The organism is Pseudomonas sp. G3-19 (assembly GCF_054855875.1).
Window position 1 is genome coordinate 3190480 of the sequence record NZ_JBMPIQ010000003.1, and the last position, 22620, is coordinate 3213099.

Genomic DNA, 22620 nt, shown 5'->3' on the forward strand with positions numbered 1-22620 from the left:
CAGGAAAAAGAAAAGGCTTACCGCGAGGTAAGCCTTTTTTATGCAACGGGTTTAACGCGCAATATCACCCGGCTCAGCGATTAGCCACCAGATGCGCTCCAAACAGCAGATAACAACCACCGGCCAAGCGATCCAGCCATTGCCGCGACCGTTCGTAAACGCTCGCGATCCGGCGGCTGGCGAAGAACAGCGCGACGCTGCAATACCAGCTGAACGACAGCGTGGTCATGGTCAGCACGGCCAGCGTCAGCAGTAGCGGCGGGACGTGGGCCGGCATCGCGGTGGCGAAGATGGTGGCGACGAACAGTGCCGACTTGGGGTTGGTCATGTTGCCCAGAAAGCCTCGCCCGTAGGCGCCGAGCAGGGTCTGCTGCGACTCATCCAGCGTACCGGCGGCAATCGGCGCTTTGCGTTTGAACTGCTTGAGGCCGAGGTAGATCAGGTAGCAGCCACCGGCGATCTTGAAGCTCAGGTACAGGGTTGGCGCCGCGCTGAACAAGGTCTGAATCCCCAAACCGCCGGCCAGGCCCCACAACACGGTGCCGGTGGCGACGCCCAGCGCCGCGACCACGCCATGGCGTCGGGAACGGCTGACCGCCAGTTGGGCGATGTTGAAGAAGTTCGGGCCGGGGGTGACCACCGCGACCGTCCACAACAGCGCCAGCGACAGCAACGGGGCGAGATAAAGCGAAAGGTCCATGGGGCGAGCGCCTGATTGGTTCGACAATGCCCCACACCTTGCTACATCCGGCGCGCCTTTTCCATCAGATGCAGGTCACAGCGGCAGGGTTTTACCGTCCACCGCATCGCCAATCGTCAGGAAATGCCCGCCGGCCACGTGGTGCAGCGTGCGCAAGCCATCATGCCCGTCGAAATGCCAGCGCCCGTCGCTGAACACCCGTTCATCCGCCTGAGCGGCGATGACTTCGGCGAGGAACAGGTCGTACTGCTCATGGTTGCGCGGTTCGGGCAGCAAGCGGCATTCGAGCCAGGCCACGCAGCCTTCGAACAGAGGCGCCTCGACGGTTTCACCGGCGAAGGTTTGCAGGCCATAAGCCTGAAACTTGTCCTGCCCCTGATTCTGCTGGATTTCCAGACCCGAGGTATTGCCGACGGTTTGCACGATGTCAGCCTGATTGACGCACGGCACGTTGAGCACAAAAGTGCCGGACGCTTCGAGCAACTGGCGGGTCCAGGTGGACTTGTCGAGGACGACCGCAACTTTCGGCGGTTCGAAATCCAGCGGCATCGCCCACGCGGCGGCCATGATGTTGCGCTGGCCGTCATGGGCAGCGCTGACCAGCACGGTCGGCCCGTGATTGAGCAGACGATAGGCTTTGTTCAAGGGCACCGGGCGGCGGTGGGAAGCACTCATGGGGATCTGCTCCGGGGAAAAAGGAACAGATTGTAGCGCCAGACCACAGAAAGAAGGCGGATGAAAAACCTGTGGGAGCGAGCTTGCTCGCGAAGGCGATAGGTCAGTTACATCTATGTTGAATGACATACCGCATTCGCGAGCAAGTTCGCTCCCACATGGGATCAATGGAGATTAGTTAGAGAGTTGATTGGCAAACTGGCCGACCGCATCCACCACTTTCTGCGCGCCGTCCTGGATCTCGACGATCACCGTGCCCGCCTCCGCCGCTAGCGCCAACCCTTGTTCAGCCTGCAGCTTGCCGTCGGTCATCAGGGCCACGGCATTGCGCGCCATCTCCTGGTTCTGTCGCACCACGGTGACGATCTCTTCGGTCGCCTGACTGGTGCGCGAGGCCAGTTGCCGCACTTCGTCGGCAACCACCGCAAAGCCCCGGCCCTGTTCCCCAGCGCGAGCCGCCTCGATGGCGGCGTTGAGCGCCAGCAGGTTGGTCTGTTCGGCAATGCCGCTGATGGTTTTGACGATGGTACCGATCACCTGCGACTGCTCGTTCAGTGCCTCGATGCCCTCACCAGCCGCCTGCATGTGGCGCGACAGATCACGCATCACATTCACTGCCTCGGTGACCACCGTAGTGCCACGTTGAGCGGTGCTGTCAGTTTGCTGCGAAGTGCTGTAGGCAATGCTGGCCGCGTCGGCTACCGCTTGTTCGCGATTGACCTGATCGGTGATCACCGTGGCGAATTTCACCACTTTGTACAGTTTGTTGTTGGCATCGACCACCGGGTTGTAGGACGCCTCCAGCCACACCGTACGACCATGGCTGTCGACCCGCTTGAAGCGGTTGGCGACAAACTCGCCGTTGTTCAGGCGACGCCAGAAATTCTGGTACTCGGCGCTGTTGTACTCCTCGGGCGTACAGAACATCCGGTGATGTTTGCCTTTGATCTGCGCCAGGCTGTAACCCATGCCATGCAGAAAGCGCTCGTTGGCATTGAGCACGTTGCCATTGAGGTCGAACTCGATCACCGCCGTCGAACGCACAAGCGCGCCGATCAGGTTTTCGTGTTCGCGGGAGGCTTCAATGGTGCGGGTCAGGTCGCTGGAGAAGATCGAGAAATGCTTGATCCGCCCGTCCGAAGAGCGCACCGGCTGCACGATGGAGCGCAGCCACGCCTCTTCGCCATTACCACGCAACAGGCGCACGGCTCCGGCGAAATGCTCGCCACGGGTGAGTGCGGCCTTGAAACGGTGATGAAAGTCGTCGGCCTTCACGTGCGCCGGAACGATATCTTCAATGGCGCGCCCCACCAGATCCTGGCTCTTGTAGAGCATCTCGCCAAGGAAGTTCTGATTGACCGACTGAATCCGGCCATCAGGTTCCAGAGTCAGCACCAGCATCTCGCTTTCCAGGCTTTCCTTCACCTGCAGCAGGCTGGAGAGTTCTTCACGAAGCGTAGCCAGCTCTTGCTTGAGGCGTTTGTTGAACATGGGGAAATACCGATAGGCAGGGTAGAAAGCGGGATGCAGCTTAACCATCGGCCTTGGAAAACTTTTCTGAAGAGCGTTCGAGACCGGTCAGTCAAAAATAATCCCGCCGGGCTTTTACTCCTATCGATCACTCCACTGAGCCGTTACAAAAGCCGCCGCTCTGGCCCGGCCACTTCAGGTATTCTCAGGTCAAATTGCAACAACATGTTGCAGGTAACCGCCCGATAAGGAGTGCCGTTTTGGATTTATCGACCGCTGCCTGGATGATGCATGACACCCGCCTGATTCTTTGCTGCCTGCTGGCGATTGCGACGATTATCGTGTTGATCAGCGCCACCAAACTTCCACCTTTTCTCTCGATCCTGATCGGCACTTTTATTGCCGGTGTCGGCGCCGGTCTGCCGCCAGAGGATGTAGCGAAGGCGTTCAGCAAAGGCGCCGGGGCGATTCTCGGAGAAGCGGGGATCATCATTGCCCTGGGTTCGATGCTTGGCGCACTGATGGCCGAGTCCGGCGCTGCCGACCGTATCGCCTCGACGCTGCTCGGGCTGGGCAAAGGCAAGTACCTGCCGTGGGTCATGGCGTTGGTGGCGATGGTGATCGGCCTGCCGCTGTTCTTCGAAGTGGGGCTGGTGATGATGGTGCCGATCATCTTCGTCATGGCCCGCCGCTCGGGTCAGCCATTGTTGAAAATCGCCATTCCGGCGCTGGCCGGGATGACCACCCTGCATGCCCTGATGCCGCCGCATCCCGGGCCGCTGATCGCGGTCAGTGCGTTGCATGCCGACCTTGGGCTGACCATGTTGCTGGGTTTCAGCATCGCGATTCCGGCCGTGATCCTGGCGGGGCCGATCTACGGCAACTGGCTGTCGAAACGCATGCACGTCGATGAGCCGGCAGAGCTCGGCGCACTGTTCAGCGCCCCGCCGAAAGCGCCGCGCCAGCCGAGTTTCGGCCTGTCGCTGCTGATCATTCTGTTGCCAGTGCTGCTGATGCTCGGCAGCACCCTGGCGAAAGTCGCGATGAGTCCGGAAAGCAGCGTCGCCCTGACCCTGAAGTTCCTCGGCGAACCGTTGGTGGCGCTGGGCATTGCGGTGATGGCGGCAGTGATCTGCCTCGGTTGGGCCAACGGCATGCCACGCGATCAAGTCGGCGGCACGCTGCGCAAAAGCCTGGCGCCGATTGCCGTGTTGCTGCTGACCATCGGTGCCGGCGGCGGCTTGAAGCAGACCTTGCTGGACGCCGGCGTCAGCCAGACCATCAGCAAAGTCGCCGAGGGTGCGCACATGCCCTACCTGCTGCTGGCCTGGCTGATTGCCGTGGCGTTGCGTCAGGCTACGGGTTCGGCGACGGTCGCCACGACCACGACGGCGGGGATTCTGGCGCCGATGATGGCGGGGCTCGCCGCGACGCAAAGCTCACTGGTGGCGCTGGCGATTGGCGCCGGCTCCGTGTTCTTCTGCCACGTGAATGACGCCGGCTTCTGGATGGTTCGCGAGTACTTTGGCTTGCAACTCAAACAGACGATCTGGGTCTGGTCGATTCTGCAAACCATTGTCTCGGTGGTGGGACTGGTGGGGACGTTATTGTGGTGGCACTGGTTGACCTGACACTCGTCAGGAACAGGGCGCCACGGCTTGGCGCCCGACACTGCTCATGCGCGAACCGAAATACGCCGCGCTGACAATGCCGACTGCGCCCATCACCGCACAGAACATTACGCAGATCCACGGACTCCAAGGCATCAGACCGATCAGCAACAGCGGTGTGATGCTCGCCCACGCGGCGTAGGCAATGTTGTAGGTGAAGGAGATGCCCGACACGCGAATCCGCGCCGGAAACAGTCCGACCATCACCGATGGCACCGCGCCGACCACACCGCAGCCCAAGCCGGCGACGGCATACGCCAGCCCGACCCAATTGCCGCCCATGATCAGACAGCTATAAAGCACACCAATGCCCAACGGCAGCAGCAGGCTATAAAGCATGACCGTGCGCCAGGCACCGATGCGATCGACCAGCAATCCGGCAATCACACAACCGATGTTGAGAAAGACGATGCCCAACGCGCTCAGGGCGAAGGTGTGGCTGGCGGTCATGCCGAAGGTTTTCTGCATCATGGTCGGGGTGATGACCACGAACACCACCACCGCCGACGTCAGCACACAGGTCAGCAGCATCGCCGGCAACATCGCCAGACGATGTTCGCGCAGCACCGTGCGCAACGGCAGTTCGACCCGCGCTTCACGCTGGGCTTCCATGGCCATGAACACCGGGGTTTCGCTCAACCAGCGGCGCAGGTAGACACCGATCACGCCGAACACACCACCGAGCAGGAACGGATAACGCCAGGCGTAATCAAGGATTTCCGCCGGGGTGAACACTTGTGCAAGGAAAGTCGCGGTCAGCGCGCCAATCAAGTAACCAAAGGTCAACCCGGCCTGCAAAAAGCCCAGCGCGTAACCGCGATGCCCGGCAGGCGCGTGCTCGGCGACGAACACCCAGGCGCTCGGCACTTCGCCGCCGACCGCCGCGCCTTGCAGGATGCGCAGCGCCAGCAATAGCAGCGGTGCGAAATAACCGATCTGGGCATAAGTCGGCATGATCCCGATCAGCAGGCACGGCAGCGCCATCATCAGGATGCTCAGACTGAAAACCTTTTTCCGGCCCAGACGATCGGCGAAATGCGCCATCAGAATTCCGCCCAGCGGGCGCGCCAGATAACCGGTGACAAAGATCCCGAAGCTTTGCAGCAGACGCAGCCACTCGGGCATTTCCGGCGGGAAGAACAACTGGCTGAGGGTCAGGGCGAAGAACACGAAAATGATGAAATCGTAGATCTCCAGCGCCCCGCCGAGGGCCGCAAGACCGAGGGTCTTGTAGTCGGAGCGGCTGAACGGCGCCGGTCGGGCTGTGGATTGGGCAGTCATGGCAAAGAACTCTGGCAGGCAAAAAACCAAGGCGCCCATGGTCTACGCAAATCTGCCTGGGGACAACCCGTTAGACCATAGTCCCGGTTTCGCAAAACCAGCTCACAAAACAGCCAGGCTTGATTTACTGTTTAGACCAGTCTCCAGCCGCACCTGGTGAAAACCTGTGGGAGCGGGCTTGCTCGCGAATGCGCTGTGTCAGCCAAATCAGCGTCGACTGACACACCGCATTCGCGAGCAAGCCCGCTCCCACCCAAAGCACTCAGCGTGCTGCAGACCCACAATAACCATAAAAATCCGAGGTACTCCCTGTGGCCGTTGATATCGAAGATAGCCGCTCTGCGCGCTTTGCCTTGCGCTGTTCAAGCTTTGCCGAACGCTGGTTCCCCGACTCCTGGGTGTTCGCCGCACTGGCGGTGATCATTGTCGCGCTGGCCACTTTGGCCATGGGCGCCAAACCCACCGATGCCGCGATGGCCTTTGGCGACGGGTTCTGGAGCCTGATCCCGTTCACCATGCAAATGGCTTTCGTGGTGATTGGCGGCTACGTCGTCGCCAGTTCACCGCCAGCGGTCAAACTGATCGACAAACTGGCGCGCATCCCGAAAAACGGCCGCTCTGCCGTGGCCTGGGTCGCGCTGATCTCGATGGTCGCCTCGCTGTTGAACTGGGGCCTGTCGCTGGTGTTCGGCGGTTTGCTGGTGCGCGCCCTCGCCCGCCGCACCGATCTGAAAATGGATTACCGCGCGGCCGGTGCGGCGGCGTATCTGGGCCTGGGCGCGGTCTGGGCGCTGGGCCTGTCCTCATCGGCGGCGCAGTTGCAGGCCAACCCGGCGAGCCTGCCGCCGGCGATCCTGTCGATCACCGGGGTGATTCCGTTCACCCAAACCATCTTCCTCTGGCAGTCCGGCGCCATGCTGCTGGCGCTGATCGTGATTTCGATCATCGTCGCCTACGCCACCGCACCCGGCCCGAACTCTGCGCGCGACGCCAAGGATTGTGGCATCGACCCGGCGTTCAACCTGCCACCGCTGCAACCACGCACCCGACCCGGCGAATGGCTGGAGCACAGTCCGCTGCTGATCATTCTGCTGGTGTTGCTGGCGGCCGGTTGGCTGTTCCACGAGTTCTCGAGCAAACCGGCGATCACCGCGATTTCCGGGCTGAACACCTATAACTTCCTGTTCATCATGCTCGGCGCCCTGCTGCACTGGCGCCCGCGCAGCTTCCTCGATGCGGTGGCCCGCGCGGTGCCGACCACCACTGGCGTGCTGATCCAGTTCCCGTTGTACGGCTCGATCGCCGCGCTGCTGACCACGGTCAAAGGTGCCGACGCACAGACGCTGGCGCATCACATCTCGACCTTCTTCGTCAGCATCGCCTCCCACGACACCTATGCGCTGTTGATGGGCGTGTACTCGGCGATTCTCGGTTTCTTCATCCCGTCCGGCGGCGGCAAGTGGATCATCGAAGCGCCGTACGTGATGCAAGTCGCCAACGATCTGCAATACCACCTCGGCTGGGCGGTACAGATCTACAACGCCGCCGAAGCGCTGCCGAACCTGATCAACCCGTTCTACATGCTGCCGCTGCTGGGCGTGCTCGGTCTGAAGGCGCGAGACCTGATCGGCTTCTCGTTCGTGCAATTGCTGGTGCACACGCCGCTGGTGCTGTTCTTGCTGTGGGTGCTGGGCACGACATTGGCGTATACGCCGCCGGTCATTCCTTGAGTCAGTGCGGGGCGCGGTCAATCGGCCGACGCCCAGCCTTTCCCTTCCTGACAGCGCCGTGTTGAGGCCGACATGGCTTTCTGTCGCAAATAATGGCTCAGCGCCATCATCGTCCTTTACCGCATTACCGCCTCGGTAATATCCTTGCGCGCCGAAAATATGTTTCATTTTTTTGCCAAGCGCCAAGGGAGTTGTTGCAATGATCGTAGGGATTGACCTGGGAACCACCAACAGCCTCGTCGCCGTCTGGCGTGGCGAATCCTCCGAATTGGTGCCCAATGCCCTCGGTCAGTTCCTGACACCGAGCGTGGTGGGGCTGGATGATCAGGGCCGGATTCTGGTCGGCCAGGCTGCGCGCGAGCGTCTGCACACTCATCCGCGCCTGACGGCGTCGCTGTTCAAGCGTCACATGGGCAGCGCCACGGAAGTCTATCTGGCGGACAAGGCGTTTCGTCCGGAAGAGCTGTCCGCGCTGGTGCTCAAAAGTCTGAAAGAAGACGTCGAACGGGCTTACGGCGAAACCGTCACTGAAGCGGTGATCAGCGTCCCGGCCTACTTCAGCGACGCCCAGCGCAAAGCCACGCGGATCGCCGGCGAGCTGGCCGGGCTGAAAGTCGAGAAGCTGATCAACGAACCGACTGCCGCCGCCCTCGCTTATGGGCTGCACCAACGCGACAAGGAAACCTCGTTCCTGGTGTTCGACCTCGGGGGCGGCACGTTCGACGTGTCGATTCTGGAGTTGTTCGAAGGGGTCATGGAGGTCCGCGCCAGCGCCGGCGACAACTTCCTCGGTGGTGAAGACTTCGACAGCGTGCTGCTGGAACACTTTATCGACCAGCACCGCTCGGTCGCCGACTTTCCTGACCGCAACAGCGTCATCCAGCCCCTGCGCCGCGAGGCTGAGCGTGTGCGCAAGGCCCTCGGCCAGGACAGCAGCGCCGAGTTCCGGCTGCAACTGGGTGACCGCCACTGGACCCACACCATCACCCAGCAAGAATTGGCGACGCTTTACATGCCACTGCTCGAGCGCCTGCGCGCGCCGATCGAACGGGCTCTGCGCGACGCACGCATCCGGGTCAGCGACCTTGATGAGATTCTGCTGGTCGGCGGTACTACCCGGATGCCGTTGGTGCGCAAACTTGCCGCCGGGTTGTTCGGCCGCTTTCCGTCGATCACCCTCGATCCGGATCAGGTGGTGGCGCAAGGCGCAGCCATTCAGGCAGCACTCAAGGCCCGCTCGGCCGCACTTGAAGAAGTGGTGCTGACCGACGTCTGCTCCTACACGCTGGGCATCGAAACTTCGACTCAGATTGGCCGCAATTATGAGGCCGGTCACTACCTGCCCATCATCGAGCGCAACAGCATCGTCCCGGTCAGCCGGGTCAAGACCGTGTACACCTTGCAGGACAATCAGGAGCAGGTGGTCGTGCGGATCTTCCAGGGCGAAAGCCGTCTGGTCAAAGACAACGTCGCGCTTGGCGAACTGGCGATCAAGGTGCCGAAACGCAAGGCCGGCGAAGTGTCCCTCGATGTCCGTTTCACCTATGACAACAACGGCCTGCTGGAGGCCCAGGTGAATATTCCGCTGACTGGGCAACAACATTCGCTGGTCATCGAAAACAACCCCGGCGTGCTCACGCCTGAAGAGATTCAGCAACGCTTGCAGAACCTCGCTCAGCTCAAGATTCACCCGCGCGAGCAACAGGTCAACACGCTGCTCAGTGCCCGTCTCGAACGGCTCTACCAGGAAAGCCTGGGCGACCTGCGCGATCAGATTGGCCATTGGGCCAAGCAATTCCAGATCGCGCTCGACTCGCAGGACGAGCGCCAGATTCGTGAAGTGCGCACCGAGCTGAGCAGGCACCTGAGCGAACTTGATCGCACGCCGTGGCAATAAGGGAGCGCTGACATGGATTGCTGGTCCTTCCTGCATTTGCCCGATGACGCTGACGTCCGCGATATCAAGCGCAGCTATGCACGCCTGCTGAAAACCTCCAGGCCCGATGAAGATCCCGAAGGCTTCCAGCGCTTGCGCGAAGCCTACGAACGCGCGCTGGCGATTGCCCAATGGCGCCTGGAAAACGCCGAACAGGAAGACGAGCAGGACGCCGACGTCGCTGTCGCCACGGCGTCCAGCGCCTTTGCTGCACTGGCGCTCGATAATGCCCTGGCCAACAGCTCCAGCCAGGCGCAAAACCAGGCGTGGGATTTCGCCTCTCTGGAGGTTTCGCCCGTCAGTCCGGCAGCCCCGGAGCCGTTTGTGCCGCCATCGAAGGACGACGCCCTGCGTGTCGAGCCGCTGGCGGCGGACGCGGGCGCCGACGCGCAGAGTCTTGAAGCGCAGGCCGCATGGCGATTGCTTGAAGATCTGTCGCCAGACAACCTCGGCGAGCGCTGGGAGCAGGCGCAACAACAAGGCTGCGCCAAGGCATTCGAAAGGCTGTTGCTGCAATTATGTTTTGAGCATCCACAACTGCGCGGCCCGGTACTGCACTGGGCCGTCGAGCAGTTGGGATGGTTGGGCCCCTGGCAAGAAGTGCTGATGAATGATCGCCAGCGCGACATGCTCGCCGAGAGCCTGATGTCCGACTATCGAAACGCCTTGCAGGCGCTGCTCGAAAGCCAAAGCGAGCGCGAATTCCTCAACTTGCTCAAACACTACAGCGGCCAGCCGTGGCTCCAGGTATTCGATCGCCGCGAGCAATGGCAACAAAATCTGCTGCATCTGCTTAACGACCATGAGTGGAGCGTGCCGCTGTTCGACCGTATCGGCCAATTGTTCGGCTGGGATCACACCAAAGGTCTGCACCCGCAACCGGACTGGCTCTGGGAGAGGTTGATCGAACGCTGCGATCAGGAAAGTTTCTACGACAACCTGCGGGCCAAGGCTGAAAGCGATCGTACGTGGGCAGCGGATGTGCAGGCAGCGCATCTGTTGATCAACCCGCTCAAACCGATGCAGCAGAAGAAGATCATCGACGGCTTTGGTCAGAATGAATGGCAGGCCTGCCACGATCTGTCGGAAAAGCTCAAATGGCGCTTCCCGGAGCTGCTCGCGCGATTGCCCTACGCCGACGTTTTTTACTGGCGGCGGTTTTTGCCACGGCCCATCGCCGACGAGACCTGGGTGCGGGTCTGGACGGCCATTGCCTTGGCGCTGTTCCTGTTCTATCTGGCTTCGCCACAAAAAGATGCGGCAACCCTGGCCTTCATTCCGCTGGGGTTAGCGTGTGTGCCGGTGTGGTTTTTTCGTTTTGCGCTGAGTTGGTGGGTGGTGCTGACGTCTCACGTGATCGTTGCGGATCTTTGGCTCACAGAAGGGCTGATTCCGCGCCGATGGAACCCTGACACCCGCTGGCTGGTAATACGCCACGGGCTACCGCAGGTGGTCATGGTGCTGCTGTTTTCGCTGCTGCTCGGGCCACTGGGCGCATTCACTTACATTGGCGTGATCCTGATCGGACTGGTGCACAAACGACGAATCGGCTCGCTCGACCCGAAGCTGAGCAATAACCACCCCTGGCTGACCGCGCTGCACTGGGCGCACTTCAGTCCGCTGCAACTGCTGTTTCTGGTGGTGATGACCGCGATAACGGCGGCCAGCAGGCTCGGCTATTCCTTGCACTCGCTGATGCCCGGCTAGAACAGCAGCGGGCTTGCGTTGCGCCTGTTGTAATCGAGTGAATCGTTGTGGGAGCCGACCTGGTCGCTCCCACATTTGTTTTGCTGCACCTGAAAGTGTCACCCAACTGTCACATTGCCTTGCTAGCGTCCGCCCGAAACAAACTGAAACAATTAAGCAGAACGGGCTGACAGATGAAAGACGAGACAGACGGCACTGACGCACCTGAATCCGACAACCCCACCGACACCAGTCGCCGCCGCTTTCTCGGCGGTGTCGCCGTCCTCGGCGTGGGCGCGACCCTGGCCGGCTGCGGCAACGCCAGCGATCAACCGGGTAAACCAGTCGAGCGCCCGCTGACCCCGACCGAGCTGGACAAGGCCCTGCGCGATCAGGTGAAAACCGTGGTGGTGATCTATGCCGAGAACCGTAGCTTCAACAACCTGTTCGGTGATTTCCCCGGTGTCGAAAAGCCGCTGTCGGCGCTCAAGCCTGCCGATTACCAGCAACGTGACCGCGACGGCAGTCTGCTGCAGACGTTACCGCCAGTCTGGGGCGGCGTGTTGCAGATCGGCCCGCAAACGCTTGATGGCGTGACCTACCCCAGCGCCACACAGTTTCAGGAAAACCTGCCCAACGCGCCTTTCGCCCTCAAGGGCCCGAATGCCGAAGACTTGCCGTTCGGTCTGGTGACCCGCGATTTGTGGCACGTGTTCTATCAGAACCAGATGCAGATCAATGGCGGCAAGAACGATGGCTTCGTCGCCTGGGCCGACTCCGGTGGTTTGACCATGGGTCACTACGCCCAGAGCCGCTACTCGTTGCGTTTGTGGGACGTGGCCCGGGAATTCGTGCTGTGCGACAACTTCTTCCAGGGTGCATTCGGCGGCTCGTTCCTCAATCACCAGTACCTGATCAGCGCCACCGCGCCGTTCTATCCGGACGCGGCCAATTCGGTGGCCAAATCCCAGATCGCCGCCCTGCAAAGCGATGATCCGACTGACCCGCGCCTCAAGCCACTGGAACAGTCACCCGCCAGCGCCATGACCGGCCCGCCGCAGTTCGGCCCGAGTGCGCTGACCCCGGACGGCTTCGGCGTCAACACCCTCGCCCCGCCGTACTGGCCGACGTGGATTCGCGATCCGGAGCGTCCGGCGTACTCCAAGCCGGATCTGCCCAATGTGATGGTGCCGCAGACCCACGAGCATATCGGCGACAAGCTGTCGAAGAAGAATGTCGACTGGGCCTGGTACGCCGGCGCCTGGCAGGCGACGCTGGATCAATACAAGGATTCGGGCGGGATTCCGAAGATCCCCAACTTCCAGTACCACCACCAGCCGTTCAACTACTTCAAGCGGCAAGGCCCGGAGAACCCGCAAGAGCGCAACAAACGTCTGCGCGACGCGGGTCTGGGCGATGAGTCGAGCACCAACAAGTTCTTCGCCGATGCCGAGGCCGGCAAGCTGCCGGCGGTAACTTTCTACAAACCGCAGGGCAACCTGAACATGCACGCCGGTTATGCCGACGTCGCCTCCGGTGACCGGCACATCGTGCGCGCCCTGAAGGTGCTGCGCGAAAGTCCGCAGTGGAAAAACATGGTGGTGGTCGTGACGGTCGATGAAAACGGCGGCTGGTGGGATCATGTGGCGCCACCCAAGGGCGATCGCTGGGGCCCGGGGTCGCGGGTGCCGGCGCTGGTGGTGTCGCCATTCGCCCGCAAAGGCACGGTGGATCACACGGTTTACGACACGGCGTCGATCCTGCGCCTGATCACCCGAGTGTTCCAACTGGAAACCCTCGACGGCCTCAAGCAGCGCGATGAGGCAATGATCGCCCGTGGCCAGAAACCGATGGGCGATCTGACCAACGCCCTGCATTTTCAGGCGTGAAACCGAGTTCTGCGAGCTGACGCAAAAATCCGTGAATGACCGCTTCTCTGTGCAACACGGCTGATCCAATATGAAGCGCCCCGAACCCGGGGAACCCACGCTGAAAAGGATCTGAGCATGTTCAAACTCGCAGGATTTACCCCCGCAGTTCTTACCCTCGCCGCGCTCACCCTGAGCGCGGCTGCCCACGCCGATGTCGACCTGAAGCTGGGCAGCACCGAGCGCGTCACCCGCCTCTTCGCCTACCCCAACAATTGCAGCGTGATCTGTTATCGCAACTGGTCGCTGGAGCAGACCGTCGCCCATTACCTGAGCCAGAGCGTGCAGCGCGATGGTTACAGCGATGCCAAGGTGTTGGTGAAGAACGATAACGGGCAGATTTACGCCGAGATCAGCGGCGTGCCCAAAGGTTACGACAAGCCGCTGTCGGCACTGCTCGACGCCGGGGATCTGGCGTATACCGGCGCCAGCAAGCTCAATGCCGATGGCAAATGGGCGTACAGCTGGTACCTGTTCCTGCCGCTGGGCATGGCTCTGGAAAACCGCAAGAGCGTCGAACTGCTGCACTTCCCGCCGGATTACTCGCTGACTCAGGCCCAGGATTATCTGCGTTCGAACACCACCGACCGCTGGGCCACGCTGCTGACCGCCAACGGCATCCCGGCCGAGCAGACGCCGGCCTATCAGACCATCATCGACATCGCGCCAATCGCGGCGCCGTCCAACGCAGGTAGTGATCTGGAGGGCGTCTACGACTACTTCAAGGATTACCAGACCACGCTGGTCAAGCAGTTCAGCCAGACCAGCACCGGCACCACCCTGCCGATGGTCGCGTTCGGTGCGCCGGTGCGTAACTGGATCAAGCAGCAATACGGCCCGACCGTGGCCGTATTGGGTCTGGCGACCATCAGCCCGAGCGCGGGGGTGAACGTGCCGGTGCTGGGATCGAACCATCCGAGCTACATCTGGTACGCCGCCGACCCGGCCAGCTATGACGGCGATGAGGCCAAGGCCGATGCCGCCGGTTTGAAGGTCATGGGTCAGGACTTGAGCGCCGCTTGCTGGCAAGCCGGGATGGGCAGTAAACCGGGCACCGATGCGAAAGCCCTGCTCAACAGCTGCACGCAGACCTGGCAAGTGACGCAAAAGGGCAAGACCTGCGAACTGTTCTACACCTCGATCCGCAACCTGACCCCGGCACAGGCCGCCGCCAAGTGCTCGACCACGCCAATCAAGGCCCAGTTGCAACAGCTTCAGGGCGAATTGCCGGCCACCGCCGTTCCTGCACCACACCTCTGATCCGCTGAAAAAGCTTCCCGTGTCAGTCAATGCTGACGCGGGGAGCAGCCAATCACGCCTGTCAGATCTGACAGTAGACAGTTTGAGGGATACACCGGAATATTGGATCCAAACATGTTGCAGCGCTGACAGGACGTCAGACCAGGGAAGTCGCAGCATTTGCCGACAGGGACCGTTATGAATAATCAGGCCCATCAACACAACATCCCACGCGACGCACCCGGCATCTACCCGTTTGCCGGATTGCCGGTGCGTCTGGGTTTCCCATCCACCGAGGATTTCGAAATCGTGCAGGACCACCACGGTCACGCGGCAGTGGTGGCGCGCCGGGCGTTCTTGCGCATCACCCGGATGTGTCGGGTATCCGGACAACTGTTGCCCTATCGCTGCCGACAGACGCGTCAGTTACTGGCCGGCATCCATCTCTACGATCCGCGCTTTTGCGGGTTGCTCGAACACGCCTGCGATCCGAATGTGTTTCTGGACATGAGTGAGCTGTGGCTGTGGGCACTTCGCGACATTCAGCCGGGTGAACGCCTGACCATCGACGTCGCCGCCACCGAAGATCGCTTGTTGCAGCAGTTCGCCTGCACCTGTGGCTCGCCGCGCTGTCGTGGGTGGATCACCGGCTACGATGAGCCACCCAGTATCGAGGGCCAGCACTTTCTGCAGCACTGGCGGCATCCACACTGATCGGGATTACAACGCCCCGACCGGACGCAGACGGTATTGCGGCGGCAGTTGCTCGAAACCGCTGATGGTGGTGTTCAGGCTTTTCCAGCGACCGTCCTTGATGCCGTAGATGCAGCCGTGAATCGACAGGCTCTGGCCGCGATGCCAGGCGTTCTGGATGATGCTGGTGTGGGCGACGTTGGCCACTTGCTGGACGACGTTGAGTTCGCACAGCCGATCGACCTGCTCTTCCTCGGTCGGCAGCTTGGCCAGTTCTTCACGTTTTTCGTAATACAGGTCGCGGATCGAGCGCAGCCAGCCATCGATCAGACCGAACTGGCGATCCTGCATCGAGGCGCGCACACCGCCGCAGCCATAGTGGCCGGTCACGAGGATGTGTTTAACCTTGAGCACATCAACCGCGTACTGAATCACCGACAGGCAATTGAGGTCGGTGTGCAGCACCACGTTGGCGACGTTGCGGTGTACGAACAGATCGCCCGGCAGCATGCCGACGATCTCGTTGGCCGGCACCCGCGCGTCGGAGCAGCCGATCCAGAGATATTCCGGGGTCTGCTGGCGCGCCAGCTTGGCGAAGAAATCCGGGTCTTCCTTGGTGATCGCGTCAGCCCAACGCTCGTTGTTATCAATCAGGTCTTGTAAGTCGTGCATGGTTAAGGCCTCAAGAAAGATGCGCTGGTATGACAGACGACCGCCCGTCGGGGTCACGCAAGAACCGCAGGTGTTTTTCTTTGGAATTCTCGGGTGCCCGGTGAGTCCACTCAGTAAGGCCCACAGTATGAGGATTTGCCATGACTGATTCACGACGTCCGTTCGATGCGGTGCAACCGGAACCCATCGATGACAACGAAGACCGCATGGGCTCGGTGCATGAGCTGGATTTCGATGAAGACGAACCCAGCGCGAAAATCGGTGACGAGATTCCGGAACGTGAACGCGAGCAACTGATGCCCGCTGAACGGGTGCGCGAGGCCGGGCTTACCGGTGCATCGACGGCTGATCACGAACCGACCGACGATGACTTGAGCCCGGAAACACTGATTCACGAGGATGGCGCACGCGATGCCGAAGAGGCTGGCGAGGGCAATCAGGCCGATTGGGATCTGAGCATTGTCGATGAGGATGACATCGGCGGCGGCAATGGTCTGGATGAGGCGGAGCTGGCGCGGCGTGATCCGCTGGATGGCAATCGCTGATCTGTATTGCCTGTAAGGACGCCTTCGCGAGCAAGCCCGCTCCCACAGAGAATTGAGACTCGGCTCAAAACCAATGTGGGAGCGGGCTTGCTCGCGAAGCTTTTAAACAAGATCAGTCGACCAGGGTGCAGGCCATCACTACGGCGTCTTCGCGCCCGCCCACCGCCGGATAATAATCGCGACGCCGGCCAATCTCATTGAAACCATACCGCTCGTACAACCTGAACGCTGCAGTATTGCTGTCGCGCACTTCCAGGAAGCATTCCCGGGCAGAGGCCGCATATGCCCGCGACATCAGATGCTCGAGCAGCGTCAGCCCCAGCCCCCGTCCCTGATTCTCCGGTTTGACCGTGATATTCAGCAGATGCGCCTCGTCGAGAATGATCTGCACCACCCCGTGGCCGACCTGCTGCTGGCCTTCGAACATCAGCCAGATCTGGTATTTGCCCAGCCCGTCGAGAAAAATCCCGCGCGTCCAGGGATGGCTGTACGCCGCGTATTCGATCTTCAATACCGCGTCCAGGTCCGCCTCGGTCATCGGGCGGAACGATACAGCTTCACTCATTCGATGGTTTCCAGCGCGCCATCAGCCGACGCATGGCTTGCCACACAGCGGCCTTGCGCTGTGGCTCTTCCATTAACAATTCCAGACCGGGGATGGCCCATGCCAGGCCCAGGCCTTCGATCTGCAATTCACTATTGAACGCTTCGGCGTCCGCTTCACCGGCAAAGCGCACCGCCGGCAGGCCGATCAGCCACAGGCAGGCGCAGGGTGCCGCTTCCATCTGTACCGAGAGGAAACCCTGAACAAAGTCGCGCGCCGCTTCCGGGCCCTGATCCATGGTGCCGCGGTTCAGCCACGGCCAGCGCACCGGCTCGCCGACGATTTGTGGCGCATCCGGCAGACCGGCGGCGCGCAACATGTCTTTAAGCAGCAGATAGGCCGGATCGCGGCTCTGGAACGCTTCGCCTGTGGGTAACTCGACCAGCAGCAGGCAAGCCCCGGCGCGCAGCAATTGCAGGGCAAAACGCGGTGGCGGCACGGGCGCGGGTCTGGCGACAACTGGCGCCTCCTCGACCTCTTCCACCGGTTTGGCGCCATTGCGGGTACTGGCGAGCGACGGGCGTGGCACTTCGATCTTCGGCCGTTCGACCGGACGGGCGGCAGGCTGCACCGGAGCTTCGGCCTGCACAACCGGCATCACCACGACCTCTGGCTCAGGCTCGGGCATGTCCAGAAGCTCGGGCCGCGACGGGGCGGCGAAAGGCAATTCGGTGCGCGGCAGCCAGTTGACCACCTGCATGGCGTTCAAATAGGCGCGGCGGCGGGACTCGATAAGCAAAGGGTCGGCCACTTGTGGATAACTGAAGTGGGCTGATTCTACAGCCCTTCGTTCAAGATCGCTTGCTGTTGATCGATAGCCTTTACCTGGGCTCGCTCCCTGAGAAAATGCGACAGCCCGTCCCGAGAGTGAATCGCATCCCTCGTGATGCAGTACAATCGCGGCTTTTAATCGCCAACCAGCCGGCCATTCCGATGATCGAACCCAAGCGCGTCTTGCGCGCCCTCGCTGAACACTGGGCACTTCTGGAGCCACTGTGCGAGCACTTCGACCAAGGCACCCTGAGCCTCAACGAACTGCGCACGCAACTGGCCGCCCAACAACTGGACAGCACGCCGCAGGACATCACCAGCCTGCTCGACGTGTGGATTCGCCTGGACATTCTGGTTCCCGTGGCGAAAAGCCCGAACCGTTTCGAGCTCAACGCGCAGATCCACGACTTCCTCGCCTACCTGCGCCGTGAGCACCGTCTGGGCCTGTGCCTGGAAATCGAAGCCTACTTGCGTCACCTCGAACGTCTGGCCGGCTACATTCAGGACGCGTTCGATGTGCGCGACGGCAACGACCTCGCCCGTCAGTTGCGTTTGCTCGACATGCGCGTGCGCGACGTGCTGAAGAAACTCGACAACGACGAGCAGGCACTGGTCGCCGTGGCCGAACGGGCCAAGACCAGCGACCGGCAGATTCCGCTGCGTCAGCGTTACGCCGAAGTCCTGGCGACCTGGGACGAATACGTCGAGCCGATGATCGACCTGGTGAACGCCGACGGCGCCTTCGAACAAGGCGTGCGCAAGGTCGAAACCGTGCTGCTGAAGATGCTCAGCGAACAGCAGCGCCTCGGCCATCTGGTCGATGACGACATGCTGCTGCGCACCCACGCGCGCATCCTCGAAATGCAGACCAGCGCCCAGTTGACCCTGCGCCACGCCCGCGAACTGCTGCTGCCGCTGCGTGAAGAAGCGCGCCGGCACAACGCCGTGACCCGTGGCGCCGCGCTGGCGCTGGCGGCGATTCGCCGCAAAGGCATCGACGCCGTGCCGCAAGCGGCGATGCCGCTGTTCACCCGGCCGCAAAGCACCTTCCTCGGCAGCGCCAGTCAGGTCGAGGCCTACGTCTACGCCCTGGCGCGTTTCGAGCCGAAACCGGCGCGTTTCCCCAAGGCGCACAAGACCCAGAAATCCGGCGATGCGCCACGTGCACCGCGCACCGTGCGCGAGATGGTCGAGCGTTGCGAAGAGTCCCTGCCGATGCCGGATCTGATGACCTGGCTGCTGGAGCAGGAACCGGACGGCGCCACCGACGAATTGCTGTACTGGTTCTCGCGTCTTTCTCGGGAAAAACGCTTCACCCGCGAGCGTCTGGAACGCCGCGAATACCACACTCACGAGCACCAGGTCAGCCTGCGCTCCTTCGCCCTGCTCTCGGCCCGCGACTCCGCCGCCGAGGATTCTGCGAGCATCCCCAATGCATCTTGATCTATCCGAACTGTCCCAACTGGCGCCGATCTTCCGCGAGCTGTTCAAGGGCTATCACGTCAGCCGCCGCGACCCGGAGTTGTACGCGCAACTGTCGAACTTCCAGGATCAATACCGCACGCTGTTCAAGGCGCTGGGGTTCGAGCTGGTCTGCGACACCCGTGGTTTCTACTACTTCGTGCCGGACATGGCCGCTGCGGCGGTGAACAAGACCGCTCAGCGCCTGGCGCTGTTCACCTTCATTCTCGTCGAGCATCTGGCCGATCAGGGCCGCGATCCGATCGCCGTGCTCGACGGCGGCAGCCTCGGCCGTGAAGAACTGCCGTCGTTGCTGGATAAATACCGCGACCTGTTCATCCAGGCCGAAGTGCAGACCGTCGAAGAACTAGAAGAAAAAATCATGCGTCGCATGACCCAGCTCGGTTTCGCCGGCGAAGAAAACGGCGTGTACCGTTTCCTGCCGCCGATGCACCGTTTCCTCGATGTGTGCCTGTCGGTGCAGCAGGACCGCGATCTGGCGGCCAGCGTACACAGCGTGCTGCCGCTGCCGGCACCGGTGCTGATCGACGAAGAGGCCGAAGCCAAATTCCTCGAGACCGACGATCCGCTTGATCTCAGCGAATTTGAGGAAGAGAGCGAAGAAGACGCACTGGCCCGGGCCATTGCCGAAGAACAGGAGTCCGACGCATGAGCCAGGAACGCTACGGCATCCGCCGCTTTGCCCTTTTGAACACCGCCGGTTACAGCCTCGGCCTGTTCCCGCTGGAAGAACCGTTGTCGGTCTACGGCGCGAACAACCTCGGGAAATCGGCGTCGATCAACGCCTTGCAGTTCCCGATTCTGGCGCGCATGTCGGACATGAGTTTCGGCAAGTACAGCCTGGAACAATCGCGGCGCTTCTACTTTGCTTCCGACACCAGTTACATCCTCGTCGAAGTCAATCTACCGCACGGCCCACACGTGATCGGCGTGGTCGGTCGTGGCCCGGGCGGTGGTTTCGGTCACCAGTTCTTCGCCTACGCCGGCAAGCTCGATCTGGCGCATTACCAGAAGAACGACACTTGCCTGCGTCAAAAAGAACTGTTCAGCAACCTTGAGAAAGAAGGCCTGAAAGCCTACGAACTCAAGCCGGACGAACTGCGTCGTTTGCTGGTGGGCGGTCACACGTCGATCCCGCTGGACCTGACCCTGATTCCGCTGCGCTCCACCAGCGAGCAGAGCCTGAAGACCTTCCGCGCGCTGTTCATCAACCTGCTGCACATGCGCGAAATCACCGCGGCCAAGTTGAAGCAGCTGTTCCTCGATGCCTTCGAGCACAGCCTGCGTTCCGGCAGCGTCGACTACATCGCCGCGTGCGAAGAAGCCTTCCGCGATGTACGCCGGATGGAGCAGGACTACAACTCGCTGGTCGCCGCCGGCCCACTGGTCGAAGCCTTGGCCAACGGCGTGAAACAGCGCGATGTGCTGCGCGGCAAACTGCATCGCCTGTCGCCGCTGCTCGATTCGTTGCTCGGCACCTGGTCGGACTACGCCACGGCGCGCAAGGAAGAGCTGACGATTCAGGCCGAACACTACCGTCGCGAGCAGGACGATCTGCAAAACGATCAGCGCGGTGGCACCCAGGAACTGATGCGTCTGGAGCGGGAAATCTCCGGCATCCAGCGCTGGCTCGGTGAGTTGTCGGTGCTGAAGAACCGCTTCGCGCTGGTCGATGACGTCAAGGTGCTGGAGCAGCAACTGCTCGCCGCCAAGGACGCGCACGACGAACTGGCCGGTGCGCTGGCACAGTCCCGGCAGTTCAGCGCCGAGGATCTGGAAGAACGTCTGCGCGATCTGGAAAAACGCCTGAAGTCGGTGAAGCAGCAACTCGATCACGCCGACAACAACAGCTACGCCCGCCTGCGCGAAGAGTTCTCGCAGCAGGACGTCGAGCGCCTGATGCGTCTGTTCAACAGCGCGCTGTTCAGCCTGCCGCTGGGCGAACACGGCATTACCCTCGACGAAGATGGCGAGTGGGTCAAATCGGTCGAGCTGATCCTCGATGGCTTCAAGGGCGAGCGTTTCGAAGTGCCGGGGCTGTCGATCGACATCTCGCACATCGAGCCGCCGGCTCTGCAAGCGCTGGCCGACCGCGCCGCGCTGCGTGACCAAAAAGAGCGTCTGGAAAAAGAACTCAAGCAGCTCAAGACTCAGCAAGCCGTGGCCGCCGACCGCGCCGCGAGCAAGACCCAGACCGAAGCGCTGTACCAGCAAGTGCTGGATGCGCAGAAAGCCCTGGAAGATTTCCGTCGCACCCAGACCCTGAGCGCCGAAGAAGGCGACAAGCTTGAGCAGTTGGCGCAGATGGAAGCGGCGCAGGACGAACTCAAGCGCTCCAGCGATGCGTTCACCGAGCGCGTCCAGCAACTGTCGGCCAAGTTGCAACTGGTCGGTCGGCAGATCGCGGATATGGAAGCCAAGCAGCGCACCCTCGATGACGCCCTGCGCCGCCGTCAGCTGCTGCCGGCGGACCTGCCGTTCGGTACGCCGTTCATGGATCCGGTCGACGATTCGATGGACAACCTGCTGCCGCTGCTCAACGACTATCAGGACAGCTGGCAAGGCTTGCTGCGCGCTGACGGGCAGATCGAAGCGCTGTACGCGCAGGTGCGCCTCAAAGGCGTGGCCAAGTTCGACAGCGAAGACGACATGGAGCGCCGTCTGTCGCTGCTGATCAACGCTTACGCGCACCGTACCGACGAAGCCCTGACGCTGGGCAAGGCCCGGCGTGCGGCGGTCACCGACATCGCCCGGACCCTGCGCAACATCCGCAGCGACTACGACAGCCTCGAGCATCAACTGGCGCTGTTCAACCGCGAGATCAACAAGCGTCAGGTGTCCAACCTGCAGAGCTTCCGCATCGTGCTCGCGCCGAACAAGGAAGCGCTCAAGCACATCGATCAGATCATCCACAGCGCCGGTCAGTACGAAGAAGGCGAAACCCTGTCGGTGTTCGATCTGAGCCAAAGCGCGGAACAGGACAACAAGAACGAAGAGGCCAAGGAGTACCTGGCGCGGCTGGTGGCGGCAAACCACAACCAGCTCGGCCTCAAGGACTTGTTCGAACTGGCGTTCGAGATCACCAAGGTCAATGGCCAGCCAGTGATTCACACCGACATCGACGGCGCGGCCTCCAACGGTACGACCATGACCATCAAGGCGCTGACCAACATGTACTTGTTGCTGCACTTGATGGATCGCGACCTCGCTGGTCGCGTGCGCCTGCCGTACTACCTCGACGAGGCAGCGGACATCGACGAGAAGAACCAGGCCGCGCTGCTGGAAACCAGCCTGCAACTGGGCTTCGTGCCGATTCTGGCGAGTGTGAAGCCGCAGGTCTGCGCCAGTGTCGCCATCGACCTGGAAGGCGGTAGCGGCCCGGCGGGGATCTACATCGATGAAGCGGACTGGAAGTACATCCGCCGGCATGATGTGGTGAAGGCCACCGTCAATGTGCAAGCCGATGAGCCGGAGCTGGATGAGGTTTGATCGACTTTAGCTGAAGGCAAAAAAAAGGGCCGCGATCTGTTGGGATCGC

General features: G+C 61.6%; 18 protein-coding genes and 1 pseudogene. 11 read left to right on the forward strand and 8 right to left on the reverse strand.

What is annotated here, in order from left to right; genetic code table 11:
• Positions 1 to 73: 73 nt before the first annotated feature.
• The 4 genes and pseudogenes from ACOYXI_RS14645 to ACOYXI_RS14660 all read right to left on the reverse strand — a co-directional run.
• The gene (locus ACOYXI_RS14645; protein ID WP_134787326.1) at positions 74 to 700 is read right to left on the reverse strand and encodes a LysE family translocator; all 627 of its coding nucleotides are present in this window, start codon (positions 698 to 700) and stop codon (positions 74 to 76) included.
• Positions 701 to 775: 75 nt separating this feature from the next.
• On the reverse strand, positions 776 to 1375 hold the full coding sequence (locus tag ACOYXI_RS14650; RefSeq protein ID WP_134787327.1) for a flavin reductase family protein: 600 nt from the start codon (positions 1373 to 1375) through the stop codon (positions 776 to 778).
• A 174-nt stretch (positions 1376 to 1549) separates the two neighbouring features.
• Positions 1550 to 2110: a methyl-accepting chemotaxis protein gene (locus ACOYXI_RS14655; RefSeq protein WP_371917798.1), complete on the reverse strand. Its 561-nt coding sequence runs from the start codon at positions 2108 to 2110 to the stop codon at positions 1550 to 1552.
• A pseudogene (locus ACOYXI_RS14660) lies at positions 2090 to 2914 on the reverse strand (PAS domain-containing protein); the annotation flags it as partial. The gene ACOYXI_RS14655 and the pseudogene ACOYXI_RS14660, both read right to left, overlap by 21 nt.
• A 191-nt stretch (positions 2915 to 3105) precedes the next feature.
• Here ACOYXI_RS14660 and ACOYXI_RS14665 point away from each other — a divergent pair.
• Positions 3106 to 4476, forward strand: coding sequence for a GntT/GntP/DsdX family permease (locus ACOYXI_RS14665; protein WP_461674985.1), 1371 nt, complete (start codon positions 3106 to 3108; stop codon positions 4474 to 4476).
• Positions 4477 to 4482: 6 nt separating this feature from the next.
• On the opposite strand, the gene ACOYXI_RS14670 is transcribed toward ACOYXI_RS14665, so the two are convergent.
• Entirely contained in the window at positions 4483 to 5796 is a 1314-nt protein-coding gene (locus ACOYXI_RS14670) for an MFS transporter (protein WP_098968455.1), read from the reverse strand.
• Positions 5797 to 6107: 311 nt separating this feature from the next.
• Here ACOYXI_RS14670 and ACOYXI_RS14675 point away from each other — a divergent pair, with 311 nt between their 5' ends.
• The 6 genes from ACOYXI_RS14675 to ACOYXI_RS14700 all read left to right on the forward strand — a co-directional run bounded on the left by ACOYXI_RS14675 (position 6108) and on the right by ACOYXI_RS14700 (position 15029).
• The gene (locus tag ACOYXI_RS14675; RefSeq protein ID WP_003228189.1) at positions 6108 to 7526 is read left to right on the forward strand and encodes a short-chain fatty acid transporter; all 1419 of its coding nucleotides are present in this window, start codon (positions 6108 to 6110) and stop codon (positions 7524 to 7526) included.
• Positions 7527 to 7725: 199 nt separating this feature from the next.
• A complete protein-coding gene (locus ACOYXI_RS14680; protein ID WP_003228190.1) occupies positions 7726 to 9423 on the forward strand; it encodes a molecular chaperone HscC in 1698 nt (565 codons plus the stop codon).
• A gap of 12 nt (positions 9424 to 9435) precedes the next feature.
• On the forward strand, positions 9436 to 11169 hold the full coding sequence (locus ACOYXI_RS14685; protein ID WP_461674986.1) for a J domain-containing protein: 1734 nt from the start codon (positions 9436 to 9438) through the stop codon (positions 11167 to 11169).
• Positions 11170 to 11342: 173 nt separating this feature from the next.
• Positions 11343 to 13037 carry an acid phosphatase gene (gene acpA, locus ACOYXI_RS14690; protein ID WP_461674987.1) on the forward strand — a complete coding sequence of 565 codons (1695 nt, stop codon included), beginning with the start codon at positions 11343 to 11345 and terminating at the stop codon, positions 13035 to 13037.
• Between the two features lie 117 nt (positions 13038 to 13154).
• Positions 13155 to 14336 carry a hypothetical protein gene (locus tag ACOYXI_RS14695; protein WP_461674988.1) on the forward strand — a complete coding sequence of 394 codons (1182 nt, stop codon included), beginning with the start codon at positions 13155 to 13157 and terminating at the stop codon, positions 14334 to 14336.
• A 177-nt stretch (positions 14337 to 14513) separates the two neighbouring features.
• Positions 14514 to 15029 (forward strand): SET domain-containing protein-lysine N-methyltransferase, encoded by a 516-nt coding sequence (locus tag ACOYXI_RS14700; RefSeq protein ID WP_098965607.1) that lies wholly within the window; start codon positions 14514 to 14516, stop codon positions 15027 to 15029.
• A 6-nt stretch (positions 15030 to 15035) separates the two neighbouring features.
• Here ACOYXI_RS14700 and can read toward each other — a convergent pair whose 3' ends face one another.
• Positions 15036 to 15680, reverse strand: a complete 645-nt coding sequence (gene can / locus ACOYXI_RS14705; protein WP_003228196.1) for a carbonate dehydratase — start codon at positions 15678 to 15680, stop codon at positions 15036 to 15038.
• Positions 15681 to 15820: 140 nt separating this feature from the next.
• On the opposite strand from can, the gene ACOYXI_RS14710 reads away from it, so the two are divergent.
• Positions 15821 to 16225 (forward strand): hypothetical protein, encoded by a 405-nt coding sequence (locus tag ACOYXI_RS14710; RefSeq protein WP_027612254.1) that lies wholly within the window; start codon positions 15821 to 15823, stop codon positions 16223 to 16225.
• A gap of 112 nt (positions 16226 to 16337) precedes the next feature.
• On the opposite strand, the gene rimI is transcribed toward ACOYXI_RS14710, so the two are convergent.
• Both rimI and ACOYXI_RS14720 read right to left on the reverse strand, forming a co-directional pair.
• Complete coding sequence (rimI, locus tag ACOYXI_RS14715) at positions 16338 to 16790, reverse strand: ribosomal protein S18-alanine N-acetyltransferase (protein ID WP_064589192.1); 453 nt, start codon at positions 16788 to 16790, stop codon at positions 16338 to 16340.
• Positions 16783 to 17529, reverse strand: a complete 747-nt coding sequence (locus tag ACOYXI_RS14720; protein ID WP_027612256.1) for a hypothetical protein — start codon at positions 17527 to 17529, stop codon at positions 16783 to 16785. The genes rimI and ACOYXI_RS14720 overlap by 8 nt, the downstream gene beginning before the upstream one ends.
• Before the next feature lie 233 nt (positions 17530 to 17762).
• Between ACOYXI_RS14720 and mksB the strand changes: the two genes are divergently transcribed.
• From mksB to mksF, 3 genes are read left to right on the forward strand one after another with little or no spacing between them, the layout of a single operon-like run.
• A complete protein-coding gene (gene mksB / locus ACOYXI_RS14725) occupies positions 17763 to 19043 on the forward strand; it encodes an Mks condensin complex protein MksB (RefSeq protein WP_167734176.1) in 1281 nt (426 codons plus the stop codon).
• Positions 19033 to 19734, forward strand: coding sequence for an Mks condensin complex protein MksE (gene mksE / locus ACOYXI_RS14730; protein ID WP_016773189.1), 702 nt, complete (start codon positions 19033 to 19035; stop codon positions 19732 to 19734). Before mksB ends, mksE begins: the two co-directional genes overlap by 11 nt.
• Positions 19731 to 22571 carry an Mks condensin complex protein MksF gene (mksF, locus tag ACOYXI_RS14735; protein WP_003228206.1) on the forward strand — a complete coding sequence of 947 codons (2841 nt, stop codon included), beginning with the start codon at positions 19731 to 19733 and terminating at the stop codon, positions 22569 to 22571. The genes mksE and mksF overlap by 4 nt, the downstream gene beginning before the upstream one ends.
• The last annotated feature ends 49 nt before the right edge of the window (positions 22572 to 22620 follow it).

Coding starts and splice junctions, on each gene's coding strand:
- ACOYXI_RS14645 (WP_134787326.1), bottom strand. CDS start 700: ATGGACCTTTCGCTTTATCTCGCCCCGTTGCTGTCGCTGGCGCTGTTG.
- ACOYXI_RS14650 (WP_134787327.1), bottom strand. CDS start 1,375: ATGAGTGCTTCCCACCGCCGCCCGGTGCCCTTGAACAAAGCCTATCGT.
- ACOYXI_RS14670 (WP_098968455.1), bottom strand. CDS start 5,796: ATGACTGCCCAATCCACAGCCCGACCGGCGCCGTTCAGCCGCTCCGAC.
- ACOYXI_RS14680 (WP_003228190.1), top strand. CDS start 7,726: ATGATCGTAGGGATTGACCTGGGAACCACCAACAGCCTCGTCGCCGTC.
- ACOYXI_RS14685 (WP_461674986.1), top strand. CDS start 9,436: ATGGATTGCTGGTCCTTCCTGCATTTGCCCGATGACGCTGACGTCCGC.
- acpA (WP_461674987.1), top strand. CDS start 11,343: ATGAAAGACGAGACAGACGGCACTGACGCACCTGAATCCGACAACCCC.
- ACOYXI_RS14695 (WP_461674988.1), top strand. CDS start 13,155: ATGTTCAAACTCGCAGGATTTACCCCCGCAGTTCTTACCCTCGCCGCG.
- ACOYXI_RS14700 (WP_098965607.1), top strand. CDS start 14,514: ATGAATAATCAGGCCCATCAACACAACATCCCACGCGACGCACCCGGC.
- can (WP_003228196.1), bottom strand. CDS start 15,680: ATGCACGACTTACAAGACCTGATTGATAACAACGAGCGTTGGGCTGAC.
- ACOYXI_RS14710 (WP_027612254.1), top strand. CDS start 15,821: ATGACTGATTCACGACGTCCGTTCGATGCGGTGCAACCGGAACCCATC.
- rimI (WP_064589192.1), bottom strand. CDS start 16,790: ATGAGTGAAGCTGTATCGTTCCGCCCGATGACCGAGGCGGACCTGGAC.
- ACOYXI_RS14720 (WP_027612256.1), bottom strand. CDS start 17,529: ATGCAGGTGGTCAACTGGCTGCCGCGCACCGAATTGCCTTTCGCCGCC.
- mksB (WP_167734176.1), top strand. CDS start 17,763: ATGATCGAACCCAAGCGCGTCTTGCGCGCCCTCGCTGAACACTGGGCA.
- mksE (WP_016773189.1), top strand. CDS start 19,033: ATGCATCTTGATCTATCCGAACTGTCCCAACTGGCGCCGATCTTCCGC.
- mksF (WP_003228206.1), top strand. CDS start 19,731: ATGAGCCAGGAACGCTACGGCATCCGCCGCTTTGCCCTTTTGAACACC.